Consider the following 13712-nt stretch of genomic DNA (forward strand, 5'->3'; position numbering starts at 1 on the left):
AACACAATATAAATGACCAAATAAGCTATCTTCCCCTTGATAAAAATCATCCCGCCCTTATTATGCTTTCATAATTTAATTTGAAATTGTTGCTTTGAACCGAATTTTAAAAATTCTTGCTGTGTTGTTTTTACTGTTTGCCGTTGCTCCGTCATCTGCCGAACAGGTTGCGCATGCGCAGAATAATGTTCAGAGCCAGACTAGTTATCAAAGTCTGTTGGAAGTTGAAGTTGGTGATGAGCTTTCATCGCAGCAGCAATCTCAAAACCATCATATTACTGCCGATGATTCTGGGTTGTTTTCAATTGTTGAGCGCCCCTCTCAACAACAAGCCATTCGTTTTTTACACCCAAAACAGCAAAGCGAATTTATTTTAGTTTTTGAGCTGATGTCAGACACTTACATTAGCGAAATTCGCTTGCAAACTGACAAGCTAGAACAACCTTGGTATCAATGCAATACGCGGCCAAACCACGGCTTTATTGATGCCTGTAAACCTGCCAATTTAGTTTATAAAGCGCAACTAACCTACCACGCTTAATTTCACTTATCGAAAAAAAATCTTTTAATTTTTCCGGCAAAACTGTGTTTTGCTGCCCTAGATGAGTGAATTATGAAAAATCAATTAAATCCTAAGTCAAACAACCGTTTGACACCGTGGGCGCTACTGTTAGTCATTGTATTTTTGGCAATTAGCGCGCTCCCCAACCTTTATCCGAATAACACTGTGTTGAAGGTCAGTAGTCATAACAATACGTTATCGGCGACTCAAATTAGCCAATATCTTGAAGACGCACAGTTGCCTGTGCGTGAAGCGACAGTAAATCATCAAACCGGTGAAATTCGTGTGTTGCTCGAACATCCAAAAGCAAGTGTGAATGCGCAAGCCGTATTACAAAAAAAGTTGCAAACACAATTACAAAACGCAGCAAACATTAGCGTGCAAAGTGAAGCCACTACGCCCGCATGGCTGCAAAGCTTTAATTTATCCCCTTTAAAATTGGGCTTAGATTTAAACGGCGGCGTTTTATTTGTATTAAAAGTCGATACCGACAAAGCCCTTGAAGAGCGACTCGAAAAACTGCGTTTAGTCGCAAAAGATTATCGCATCGAACACAAATTGCGTGGCATCAAGATTGAAGCTGCCCGTGATAATAACGTGGTCATAAAAGCCAACAGTAACCAAGCCGATAAGCTCGCGACCTTAGTGAAGCTTTTAAAAGCAGACTACCCAAGCCTTACGAGTATTGAACAAAACACGGCAAGCCAAGCGATTTGGCAACTTGGTTTTGACGAAGCCAGCCAAAAGCAGATAGCTGAACAAGCAATTGGCCAAGCTATAAGTACTTTGCGTTCGCGTATTGAGCAATTGGGGATCACAGAAGCAGTTACACAACGCCAAGGTAAGCAGCATATTCGAATTGAGTTACCGGGTGTACAAGATCCAGCTGCTGCAAAACGCTTAATTGGTGCAACTGCAGAGTTGTCTTTTCACGCATTGAAAGACATTGGAGGTCACACTTACAAATATAAAGACGGTGGCACAATCAAGTTAAATCCTTTGCCTATTTTTACCGGCTCAGAAATTGAATCGGCTCAGGCTGGACGCGATGAGTCAGGACAACCGCTAGTACAACTGATGCTCTCCCCTGCTGGCGGCGACAAGATGAGTCGTTTCTCACGACAAAATATAGGAAAACCAATGGCCACCCTCTATGGCGAATATCACCAAAATCAAAAAGGGAATGTGGTTAAACAACAAGAAGTGATTTCGGTCGCCACCATTCAACAAGCCCTAAACCGCCAATTTAGTATCACTAATTTAGGCACCATGCAGCGTGCACAAGAGCTAGCTATGGTATTGCGAGCTGGGTCACTTCAGGCACCTATCACCATTGTTGAAGAGCAAACCATTGGCCCAAGCCTAGGCGAGCAAAACATTGAAAATGGGTTTAATGCCCTCAAATTGGGCTTAGCTATCACCCTATTATTCATGTTGGCCTGCTACGGGCGACTCGGTGTAGTCGCCATCATTGCATTGGTGGTGAACCTTGTTTGTTTACTTGGGTTAATGTCGTTATTACCTGGCGCGGTGTTAACCCTACCCGGGATCGCGGGTTTAGTACTCACCATAGGTATGGCGGTCGATACCAATGTGATTATTTTTGAGCGCATTCGTGATGAAATCAAACAAGGTGCGAGCACACTTGGCGCTTTAAAACGCGGCTATCAACATGCTATGTCGAGCATTATCGATGCGAACCTAACGACGATGATCACCGCGCTGGTTTTACTTGGTGTAGGTTATGGTCCAATCAAAGGCTTTGCTATTACGTTAGCCCTTGGGATCTTAACCAGTTTGTTCTCGGGCGTATTGGTGTCGTCTTACCTTTCGCCACTCTTTCTTAAAAATAAAAGAAAAAAAGGGAATCAAAAAGATAAAAACAAAGCCCAACTAAAACCAGTAACAACAAAGAAAGAAGGAGCGCATCATGCATAATATTTGGCAGTCTGCCCGTAAAATGGGCTTTATATTTAGTCTAATTGCTATTGTTGTTAGCCTTGGCGCTTTAGCCCTTAACCCCATTGTATTTGGTTTAGATTTTACGGGGGGTACCGTTTTAGACTTTACGTTAATGTCGCTAACCAGTATGAGTGAACTGCAAACCACATTAAGTACCTTAACATCAGACGCATTTAGCTTATCGCAAAGCCAAGACGGCCATTGGCGTGTGTTGTTTTTACCCGACGTGGCTTCAGATTCAATCGCCGCTTTTCAAACTGCGATTGAGTCAAAGTTAAATGCCCATATCCTAGAAAGTAAGTTTCTGGGCGCACAAGTAGGTGAAGAGCTCAAAACCAGTGGTGCACTGGCGGCTGTATTTGCAGTGGTATCTGTGTTGATTTATTTAATGGTGCGTTTTGAGTGGCGACTCGCCGTCGCTGCAACTGTTGCGCTGTTCCACGATGTTTTAATCACCATCGCTTTATTCACTGTGCTTGGTTTAACTTTCGATTTAACGGTACTGGCAGCGCTTTTAGCGATTATCGGTTACTCGCTCAACGACAGTATTATCATTGGCGACCGTATTCGTGAACTCATTCGTGCCAAACCTGAACAACCCATTGGTCATTCAATTAATGAAGCCTTGCAAAGTACATTACGCCGTACGCTGATCACCTCGTTTACCACACTCGCCACGGTTTTTGCGATTTGGTTGCTCGGAGGCGATGCCTTAAATGGTTTTGCCAGCGCCCTGTTAATTGGTTTAACTGCGGGTACCTTGTCATCAATTTTTATCAGCGCAACCTTGCCTGAATTTATGGGCTTAAGTTTTGCTAACTATCAAAACCAAGACAGCGATGAAGTGAAAAAACTACTCGCTGAGCCTTAACCAGCATTTAGAGCATTTAGCTCACTCATCAATTATGAGTGAGCTTCTATTTATATTCATAGACTTAGACATTACTCATTTCTTAAAAAGTAGATTTAAATTAACATTTTTGTAACTTTTAAATGTTAAATCTAGCGCTCCCTTTTTTTAGAGTAATTACTTATGTCTATTTCACGTCGAAGTTTTTTGAAAGGATCAGCTCTACTGAGCGTGATGCCAATGAGTTTAACACTCTCGGGTTGTACGTTTAAAACCAACCCTTTCAGCCATGGCGTTGCCAGTGGTGATCCGCTCCATGATGCGGTGATCATTTGGACTCGAGCCACCATTCCTGAAGAAATCACGCAAGTTGTCGATATCAACAGCCTGGTATTGTCTGTTCGCTGGCAAGTATCAACGTCTTCTTCATTCGCGACTATCGAAACTGAAGGCAAGGTTGAAACCAGTATAGCGCGAGATTTTACTGTTAAAGTCGATGTCGCAGGTTTAAATGCTGATAGCACTTATTACTATCGCTTTATCATTGAAGAGCTCGATGAGCCTGTTGTCTCGCCTGTGGGTCGCACCAAGACTTTACCTCAATATGATGTATCTGAAGTGAAGTTGGCGATGACATCTTGTTCACACTTTAGCTATGGCTATTTTAACGTCTATGCTCGCATCGCAGAAATGGATGATCTCGATGCGGTTTTACATTTAGGCGACTATTTATATGAGTACGGTAACGAAGATGTTTATCGTAACCCGTTACTATGGAAGAGGCTGGTAGAGCCAAAACATGAAATGGTGTCACTCAATGATTATCGTTTACGTCATGCGACGTATAAAACAGATGAAGATTTGCAAACCCTGCACCAAACCCACCCTATGATCTGTATTTGGGATGATCATGAGTTTACCAATGACACTTGGCGTAGCGGTGCACAAAACCATAATGACAATGAGGGTGACTGGCAAACCCGAGCCAATGCAGCCATTCAAGCATATTATGAGTGGATGCCTATTCGAGAGCCTCAAAGTGGTAATCGTGAAAAAGCGTATCGCAAATTCGAATTTGGCCAGTTGCTGCATTTAAATATGCTCGATACCCGTTATGTTGGTCGCGATGAGCAAGTCGATGTGAAAGACGATGCGCGCCTTGATCCTATGCGAACTTTATTGGGCTTTGAGCAAGAGCAATGGTTAGAAGACAACCTGCTCGATGCCAAAAATAATGGTGTGAAGTGGAATTTAATTGGCCAACAAGTGCAAATTATGCAAATTCAGATGTTTGGTAAACCCATTAACGCTGATGCATGGGATGGTTATCCTGCCGCTCGAGACAGGCTACTGAACTTTGTTGAACAAAGAGACATTAAAAATGTGGTGTTCTTAACTGGCGATGTACATTCTTCTTGGGCTGCCGATATTGCTAAAAACCCTTATGACTGGCGCGAGTATAATCGCTTTACCCATGATGGTGCACTTGCTGTTGAAATAGTCACACCTTCAGTTACTTCGCCCTCAATTCCTGTACCGGGTTTGCAGCAAATAGTGGGAGATGTCGGCAATATTCTAAAGCCTGAAAACCCACATATTCGTTATGTTGACCTTAAAAACCGAGGTTTTGTCACCCTTAACATCAAGCAAGACAAACTCACTTCTCAATGGCACCATGTGCCAATTGTTGGTTTTAAAAATAACCAGTCATTCGTTGATAGAACCCTGTATGTTAATTCAGGCGAAGCCAAACTGCATAAATTGTAATCTGGCAATCAGTACGAGAATTTGAACATAAGGGGGAGCTTAGCTCCCCTGAAAGTCATGTAGAAAAGTATCTAAACAATATTCATTGAAAAGAATAGACATTGACTGTTTTGTCTCGACCTTTGAGTTTTAAATCCGCAACCCAAGCTAAATCCGACATCTCTGATTTTTCTGCGGCGTCTTCACTGACAAGTAATACTTGCCCAAGCTCTTTGGTCTTGCTCTCGATTCTCGCAGCGACATTAACTGTGTCACCAATTACAGTGTAATCCATACAACTCAAACTCCCCACATTGCCTGCAATAGCTTCACCACTGTGAATACCAATGCCAATTTCAAGCTGTGGCAAGCCCTGCTCGGTAAATTGTTTATTTAACTCTATTAGTTCTTTAAGCATGCCCTTTGCAGCATTTATTGCACCTTGAGCGCTATTCATTCCCGCTTGTGGCGCACCAAACACGGCCATAATGGCGTCACCGATGAATTTATCTATCATGCCATCATGTTTAAAAATAGGATTACTCATAGCTGAGAAATAGCGATTTAGAATACGAGTAACTACCTCTGGTTCATTGCGCTCACATAAGGTGGTGAACTTGCGAATATCGGCCATCAAAATAGTTACTTCGCGGCGCTCACCACCCGGCTCTATGTCAACGGCACCGGTTTCAACCGCGCTAACCAGCTTTTCAGGTAGATAGCGTAATAACCGCTCACGATGGCGTAAGCGTGTATATGTATTAGTAATATAATGAGAAATAGACCAGGCAAGAAGACCCGAAAATAACACTATGATTTGCTCGTGCATTTCTATGGTGCGATCGGTATGACTATGCTCTAAAATCAGCGTCGTTGCAGCCAAACAGCATAAAGTAGAGAAATAGATGATCACTCTGCCTTGCCTAAACGCACTCATCACGTTAAATAAAATGAGTGCACTTATAAGCATTAATTCAAACTGGGTTTTGTGTAAGTCTCTTAAGAAATGACCCACTTCAGTCAAATATTCCATTTCTAATGTAATGGCTAAAATAATCACATAATCGAATAAAATAGATACATACTTGAGCCAAGGCTTGTAACTGCCAGTGGTAGCCCAATGCCGAACCAGCCAACACCAAGCTGCAGTTATAACCATCGAACCAAGATCGACACTGATTAAAATTAAATCCAGTCCCTGACTCATCATGCCGACGAGTAGTTCGAGTAAAAACAGCGCCATCAAACCAAAAAAGCGAATTTTGTTGATGTGGTTTTCCATTTCCATTTCGCGCTGCTGGTAACAATCGGTCAAGAGCGAGTCAAAGCTGTCATCAATATGTTTTAACCATTTCATAAGTTTAAGTGTTCTGCTTTTTTATTAAACATAGCTTGTCATAACAATGAGTACGAAAAATGAAGGCAAGAAATAATGATAGGGTATGAAAAAAGGCAATTTAGTTACCTAAATTGCCTTTAATAACAAAAGTGTTGGTAATTTACTTAAAAGCGTTACTTACATGCGCCTTTGTTCGCCCATACATCCCAACGACCTGAGAATTGCTCAGGGTTTTGATCTATGTTCCACCACTTCGCTTCATATAAATTGCCATTTAATGAAACGCGGTCTTTAGATAAGTAAACCTTACCTGCTGACCATGTTGGCGTACCATTACATCCACCCGTATTGCCATCGGTTACCTTGATGACTTCTGATTTACTCGCAACCTGACCAACGGTATCTCTGACGGTCAATTTAACCGTATATTCTCCCGCACTTGCATACGTGTGGCTTGGGTTTTTGCTTGAACTAGTTGCCCCATCGCCAAATTCCCACGAGTAAGCAGCAATCCCCTTATCGCCATATGAGCTGTCAGTCAGTTGTATGGTTTTACCGTTTAGCGTTACTTTGAAACTTGCAACAGGTTTAGCATCACCCGGGCCTTCACATGTGCTTGAAGCTAAATAGTCGTATGCTGCTTTTGCTTGCACAATACCATGACCATAAGAGGTATCTCGCCCAGCGGCACCTTTATCTTTTGCTGTAGCATTTAAGGCATCACGAATTTGCTGGTTGTTACATTCAGGGAAATGACTCCATACGAGTGCTGCAACACCCGATACATGTGGCGTTGCCATTGATGTGCCGCTAATGCTTCTATAGTTGTTATTATTCCATGTCGAATTAACACCAACACCCGGTGCTGCTATTTCTACTTGGCTGTTGTATTGCGAGAATGATGCTTTGTTTTCACGGCTATCAACCGCTGCTACTGAAACAACAGAGTCATATGATGCAGGATAGCTCATAGAGCTATTGCCACCATTACCAGCTGCGGCAATATGCAGCATGCCTTGCGCATAGCTGTTTGCAAATGCTTGACGTTCTGCATTTGACTGGCCTGAACCACCTAAACTCATACTCGTGACATTCGCACCCGCTAGCTGACATTGCTCAATCGCTTTTACTAGGTCCGAACCATAAGCCCAACGGCCTGAATCGTTGAATACTTTAACAATATGCAAACCAAGCTGACCAGATGGGTTTACCCCCACCACGCCTTGACCATTACCACCAATTGCAGCAATCGTGCCCGCTACGTGTGTACCGTGACCATTGCCGTCGTTGTACCAGTTACCAGTATTGTTACTGCCGTAGCCGTCATCACCTGTGATCCCCGTTGAAGGTAAGTCAGGATGATTTAAGGTATAACCTGTATCCATGATACATACCTTACGATTACCCGACATGGTGTCTGCTAATTGGTTAGCTTGCACCATATTGATGCCATAAGGCGTGCTTTCAGCCATCAGGTAACGCTTTGGATCTACTTCAATAGACAATACATCTGAGCGTGCAGCTAGCAAAGCTTTTTGCTCAGACGTTAAAGACACAGACACCGCATTAATTGACGGTAAAACTTGTTCAGCTTGAGCCGATACCGTCAGTGCAACTGACTGGAGTCGATTCATTTGAAGCTGTTTAGTTTGTTGTGGGCTTAGCTCAAAAGGCTGCGCAATTGTGCCTAGTTCACTTTTTAAAGTGACAATGTAGCGCTCAGCCTGATTTGTTTCGATGCTGCTCTCATCTACCAAGGTAGATGCATGTACTACTGGGACCAAAGCACCGCAAAAAATAAGTGCCTGTGTAGTTTTGTTCAACTTGGTTTTCATTTTGATTCCTTATCGATTAATGCAACTTTAAATTAACATTTCGATTACAATAAAGAACAAATGTCCAGCGCTGTCAAATTGTTTTTAATTTAGGTAATAACTTTTTTAAAACCACACTAGTCTCACGAGTAAATCCCCAACTAGTCTCACCTTAATTTAAAAGGTAAAGATTAAAAGCGAGTACTCACATCATACGCTAAGCATATCTAAAATGAATTTATTTCAAACTAAAGAGAAAGGATAAAACGCCAAAATAAACGAGTAAAATCTGTTTTTTATGTTCTAAAAAATAAATTTCATCACATTAAATCAACAGTAAATTATCCTTAAATACTAAACAATACTGAGTGAGCTTTGTTCCTAATTATGGTCTAATTCACGCTTTTAAATTAGCGAGCAAGTTCATGTTTAAGACCTCAGTGATAAGCAGACTGTCTGCTGGTTACGGCATCATAGTTATAGCGCTTATCGGCTTGAGTGTATTTTCATATTTAGGCTTAATGAGTCTTAACTCTTCGATTAAGCAAATAACCCAAGTCGCGCAACCTATTGACAGACAAGTCGCTAAGATCACCACCACACTCGATAGCCTAAATTTAAAAGTGTATCAGCACTACCAGGCAAAAGACCGTCAAGCGCAAAGTAAATTAGAACAAGAAATTGAACGTTTACAAAAAGCGCTTACTCAAGAATTAACAAGTTTAACTGCATACTTTGATGACCACGTGTCTTTACAATTAGGCAATAATAAGCTCATAAAGCTCAATACCCTTTCTGAACAAACATTCTTAGAGTTAACTCGCTCAATGGCTGTGGCGAGCATTGCGATCACCAATCGAGAGCAATTGCTAACACTCAATCAAAAGTTGCTTGGTTTAGAGTCGAGGTTTAAAAATATACAAAACAAACCGCAAAGCCAAAGCGAACTTGTCAGTCAACTTAACTATGGCTTTTCGTTAGCAAGCCAATTACTACTAGTGCAAGAAAGCCTCCAATTTTCCTCTATCACAGCGCGTTATAAGCAATGGCTCAGTTCCTATGCATCATTAATTACTGACTCTAAACATGCCATCAGACCATCAAAAGCATTAATCCGTTTATCGAACGATTTAATATGGCTAATCGATAATATGAATGGTATTAGAACGCTTAAAGCGGGCTATCTCTCGAATCATGGTACTTTGTCAGTCAACCTCGACAAAGCAGCAGGTGCATTTGGTGAAATGAAAATCATCATGAATGAACTGCAACAACTTTCACAAACATTTGCCGCAGAGATTGAAGCCAACTCTGAGCAAGCAGTTAACAACAGTAGCAAACTGTTGATCATTACTACCCTTTTAACCGTGTTAGCAGCTCTGACTATTGCTGTTTATATAGTGAAAACCATCAAGGCTCCATTACTCAATGCAAATAAGTCAATTCAAACACTGTCAACCGGTGACTTAAGTAAGCAAATACAAGCGTGCAGCAAAGATGAATTTGCACAAGTCAGTTATGCTCTTGAAAAACTCAGAAATGCTTTTGTCAGCATCGTCACTGATATTCAATTAAAGTCCGACTCAATCAACGACTCAATTGATGTACTGGCTCAAGGTGCACACCACACCACACAAGTGGCAAATCAACAAAAAGACCAGACTACACAAGTGGCTAGCGCTGTTTTAGAAATGACGGCAACTTCAAGTGAGATTTCGAATACTGCCTCTAACACCACACAATTAATGGCACAAGCGACAGAGCAAGCTGAGTGCTCGCAAGCACTCGTTAAGGAAAATCAGCAGTTTAGTGGCGAGTTACAGCAAGAGATTGCTAACTCAGCTGATCTCGTTTCATCTCTTGATAAAGAATGTAAACAAATTGAAGAAGTGCTGACTGTCATTGCACAAGTAGCAGATCAAACAAACCTCCTTGCACTAAATGCTGCAATCGAAGCGGCGCGCGCTGGCAACCATGGTAGAGGCTTTGCGGTTGTAGCCGAAGAGGTCAGAAGTTTAGCAACTCGCACCCAAAGTTCTACTGAGCAGATCCAATCTCGCTTAGACAGCTTATTAAAATCGTCAAACCTGGCTGTAAATGCTTTACAAAACTCAGTCGTAAAAGCATTAGATGCAAAAACCAAAGCCGAACAAGTAGATACTCAAATTAGTCAATTTGCTGACTCTGTGACTAATGCACATCACCTTAATGAGATCATTGCCGAGGCCGCTCAGCAGCAACATATTGCGGCCAGAGAAATTAGCCAGAGCATAGAAAATATTGATGCGCTTTCGGGTGACTCGTTAGAGCAGATAAAACGCAACTCTCATGCACTGCTAGAGTTAGGTGAAGCCGCCTCTGCGCTGGTAAAAATGAACGAAGAATTTAAGGTGAAGTGATGAAATATAATCCCGTGTTATTCGTTTTAAGTCTGCTATTTTCCACGCAGCTTATGGCAAGCGTACAACTTGATTTATACACTTGGCGACAACAAGAAAAGCCACTTTGGGAGAAAATAAACCAACAAAATCTCTTGCCGGGGATTACTGTTAGAGTGCAAGTGATAAATTTTGATACTTTTCAATCGCATATGCAATTAGCGCTACTTGATGAGAGACCCGATTTGTTTCAGTGGATGCCGGGAGAAGTTGCACTTGCGCCTTTGATCAACCAAGGCTTCATCAAAGAAAATAGTTTTGAACTCAATAGTATTAACCCTGGTGCATTAGCCGCAGCCGCTGCCAATAACCGCTATTTTGGCGTGCCGTTTGCTGTACAGCTGCAAGGGTTATTGGTTAATAAAAACCTCATGAGCAAACATGGCTTAAACCAGCAACCCTATTCTCTTTCGCAATTAGAGTCTTACTTTAGCCAATTGAAGTCAAATGGCATTACTCCTCTTCATATAGCCAGTGACAATTGGTATTTATCGCAAGTGGTAGCAGAAGTATTAGTTGCAGGTTTAATAGAGCCTGACTTTACTAAGCAATTAATTTCAGGTGAGACCTGTTTCACTGACACTGTGTTTGTCGACGCACTTTCTCTGCTATCAAAGTGGCAAAAAAGTGGCTTCATTAACCGCAATGCGATACAAGAAGATTACCAAGGTTCGGCTACAAATGTCGCATTAGGTAACTCAGCTATGGTGATGGATGGCGGTTGGCGCACCAGCCATAATTCGACTTTTGTCAGCATTGACGAAAACTTTGAATTCGATTTTTGGCCAATACCAGGAGCCAGTAATAAATTTATCGCCTTTGCAGATGGTACATATCAAATAAATGCCCAAGGCCAGCATGTTGAAGCAGCCAATAAAGTCTTGGCTTTTACCAAAACTAAACAGTTTGCCGAGTTGTTTGCTAATACCTTAAACGAGCTACCAGCGTACAAATACCCAATCTCGATCCAAAGTAAAAACCTGCAAATGTTGGCCGATAAGCTAGCGCAACAGAGTTATTCTGAGAGCTTATTTACAGCAGCAGCATTAAATTCGCAGGCTCCGAATTATCAAACATTAGTCAGAGAGGCCATCAAACAAGTACTCTCAGGCGCTTCAGCTAATATGGCGGCAAAACATATTCAAACTGGGTTAAATAGTTGGAATTATATTGGTACTGCTCAATGCCAATAACATTATCAGATAAGTGCGCGTCCTAAGGTCGCGCCAAAAAACACATAGTGAAGTGCCGACTAAGCAAACCGTTAAATCAATCATCAAGATAACAGTAAAGGTAACGCTTAACGCATCATGAGTAGTGACTAAATCTTGGGTTCGTCATTTCATCAAAGCGGCACAAATTCATTACTAGCTGTTATAAAGGAAAGTAACCAGATATGTTTTTACGATTTGAATTGTTCAAAGACACTAAGCAGTCGCTAACCAAACTTGCAAAAAATAAATTCTTGATTGGCTATAGTCATGGGAGAGTTTAGAGGCTTATATCACTATAAGCCCATTTGAAATTAAAGTGATTTTAACAAGCGATAGCCGTTGTCACTTAATTGAAAATGCACGCCGTATACGTCGCCACCACCAAACATCACTTTCTTTGACTCAATTTGAATGCCGTTGTCTTTAAATAATTTCTCTAAAGATTTAGCACCATTTTGAAGCGCGGTTTGATCTATACTGAAACTCGATTCAGACATAATAAATACGACTTTACCTGACTGCCCTGCTGCAGCTCTTAATTTAATGCCTGCTAACTCAATATCTTTTGTGGCACCGGTCATGCCTGAACAATCTGTATCTAACAGCATATCGCTACAACTCGCTGCAACACTATACGTACCCACATTCTCGCCATTGAAGTTGACTGATTCAGGCGTAGACATACAGCCAGAAAGTACAAGAGCAGTTGTTGCTATGGCTAACTTTTTCATTGTTTACCTTTTATATTTATTGTTTAACGAGTGTATTCATATTGGTACTCATCAATTGACCTACCTTTTATCAAAACATTATCTTTAAGTAATGCGCCTCGGATGAAACCTGACTTTTCTAATAACTTTATCGAGCTCGTATTTTGAGTCGAGCAAATCGCTTTCAGCTTTTGTAGGTTAAGCACATCAAAAGAAAACGTCTTTACCCGTTTAAGTGCTTCAAACGCATACCCTTTGCCTTGCTTGCAAGGATTTAATAAAAACCCGACTTCGCCAATATGTTGCTCATGATCAATTATTTTGACTGAGATATTTCCGACTTTTTCACCTGTATTAGTTTCGGTGATACCAAAACATAACCAATCATAACTGTTGCTATCCCACGGCTGAGCAAAAGCCTCAAAGCCAGCCTCAGCTTCTTCTAACGTACTAGGATCATAACAGTGTTCCATCACCTCAGGGTCCATACATAACTGAATGAAAAGAGACTTATCGCTTTCATTTAAAGGGGCTAAGGTGAGTCTTTTGGTAACTAATATTGTTTTATTCATTTATTTTTTGTTATTTTTTTGGTGCTTTAATCACAAAGCCCTTCTCAATACCCGCTTTAAAACCTACCGACTCATATACTCGGTGCGCGCCAGTGAGATTTTCACCTGAAAGCAGCATGACTTTGTAGCAATTTAGCTCCCATGCTTTTTGAATGCCAAACTCGAGTACTTGTTGACTTAATCCACGACGACGAAATTTTTCTGCGGTGATCACATGTTCAATAATGGCAAAAGGTCGACCGCCATTTGCAATACTCTTATTTAAACCCAGCGCGCAAGTTGCGGCTAACTCCCCTTCGATATCTGCCACCACTATATGTGTTTCTGGGCAGCGCATCATCTCTGCCCATACTTGCTCAGCAAAAGACTTTTCAAGCTCGGGGTCGTGCGGACGTAGTTCTCGGTATAAGTTGAGCACTTGTGGAAGATCTTCTAGATTTGCAAGGCGGATCATGACTTTTCCTTATCAGGTACATTCTCGACCATAAAAACATCTTCCTAAACA

The 13712-nt window shown here is 41.5% G+C and carries 11 protein-coding genes; 6 read left to right on the top strand and 5 right to left on the bottom strand.

Annotated features, from left to right (window positions below):
• Positions 1-94 precede the first annotated feature (94 nt).
• The 4 genes from AC1HJP_RS10345 to AC1HJP_RS10360 all read left to right on the top strand — a co-directional run bounded on the left by AC1HJP_RS10345 (position 95) and on the right by AC1HJP_RS10360 (position 5141).
• Entirely contained in the window at positions 95-541 is a 447-nt protein-coding gene (locus tag AC1HJP_RS10345) for a hypothetical protein (RefSeq protein ID WP_480361741.1), read from the top strand.
• A 72-nt stretch (positions 542-613) separates the two neighbouring features.
• Positions 614-2500: a protein translocase subunit SecD gene (gene secD / locus AC1HJP_RS10350; RefSeq protein ID WP_480361742.1), complete on the top strand. Its 1887-nt coding sequence runs from the start codon at positions 614-616 to the stop codon at positions 2498-2500.
• Positions 2493-3395, top strand: coding sequence for a protein translocase subunit SecF (gene secF / locus AC1HJP_RS10355; RefSeq protein ID WP_390445475.1), 903 nt, complete (start codon positions 2493-2495; stop codon positions 3393-3395). Before secD ends, secF begins: the two co-directional genes overlap by 8 nt.
• Positions 3396-3614: 219 nt before the next feature.
• A complete protein-coding gene (locus AC1HJP_RS10360; protein WP_480361743.1) occupies positions 3615-5141 on the top strand; it encodes an alkaline phosphatase D family protein in 1527 nt (508 codons plus the stop codon).
• An 82-nt stretch (positions 5142-5223) separates the two neighbouring features.
• Here AC1HJP_RS10360 and AC1HJP_RS10365 read toward each other — a convergent pair whose 3' ends face one another.
• Together AC1HJP_RS10365 and AC1HJP_RS10370 are read right to left on the bottom strand one after the other, a co-directional pair.
• A complete protein-coding gene (locus tag AC1HJP_RS10365) occupies positions 5224-6477 on the bottom strand; it encodes an adenylate/guanylate cyclase domain-containing protein (protein WP_480361744.1) in 1254 nt (417 codons plus the stop codon).
• Positions 6478-6632: 155 nt separating this feature from the next.
• The gene (locus tag AC1HJP_RS10370) at positions 6633-8294 is read right to left on the bottom strand and encodes a S8 family serine peptidase (RefSeq protein WP_480361745.1); all 1662 of its coding nucleotides are present in this window, start codon (positions 8292-8294) and stop codon (positions 6633-6635) included.
• Positions 8295-8698: 404 nt separating this feature from the next.
• Between AC1HJP_RS10370 and AC1HJP_RS10375 the strand changes: the two genes are divergently transcribed.
• Together AC1HJP_RS10375 and AC1HJP_RS10380 are read left to right on the top strand one after the other, a co-directional pair.
• On the top strand, positions 8699-10672 hold the full coding sequence (locus AC1HJP_RS10375; RefSeq protein WP_480361746.1) for a methyl-accepting chemotaxis protein: 1974 nt from the start codon (positions 8699-8701) through the stop codon (positions 10670-10672).
• Positions 10672-11904 (top strand): type 2 periplasmic-binding domain-containing protein, encoded by a 1233-nt coding sequence (locus tag AC1HJP_RS10380; protein WP_480361747.1) that lies wholly within the window; start codon positions 10672-10674, stop codon positions 11902-11904. Before AC1HJP_RS10375 ends, AC1HJP_RS10380 begins: the two co-directional genes overlap by 1 nt.
• A 332-nt stretch (positions 11905-12236) precedes the next feature.
• On the opposite strand, the gene AC1HJP_RS10385 is transcribed toward AC1HJP_RS10380, so the two are convergent.
• The 3 genes from AC1HJP_RS10385 to AC1HJP_RS10395 are packed head-to-tail and all read right to left on the bottom strand — an operon-like array spanning position 12237 to position 13661.
• Complete coding sequence (locus AC1HJP_RS10385; protein WP_480361748.1) at positions 12237-12656, bottom strand: hypothetical protein; 420 nt, start codon at positions 12654-12656, stop codon at positions 12237-12239.
• A 23-nt stretch (positions 12657-12679) separates the two neighbouring features.
• Entirely contained in the window at positions 12680-13207 is a 528-nt protein-coding gene (locus AC1HJP_RS10390) for a GNAT family N-acetyltransferase (RefSeq protein WP_480361749.1), read from the bottom strand.
• A 10-nt stretch (positions 13208-13217) separates the two neighbouring features.
• Positions 13218-13661, bottom strand: coding sequence for a GNAT family N-acetyltransferase (locus AC1HJP_RS10395; protein ID WP_480361750.1), 444 nt, complete (start codon positions 13659-13661; stop codon positions 13218-13220).
• Positions 13662-13712 lie beyond the last annotated feature (51 nt).

It is taken from the genome of Pseudoalteromonas sp. NFXS53 (assembly GCF_056629255.1).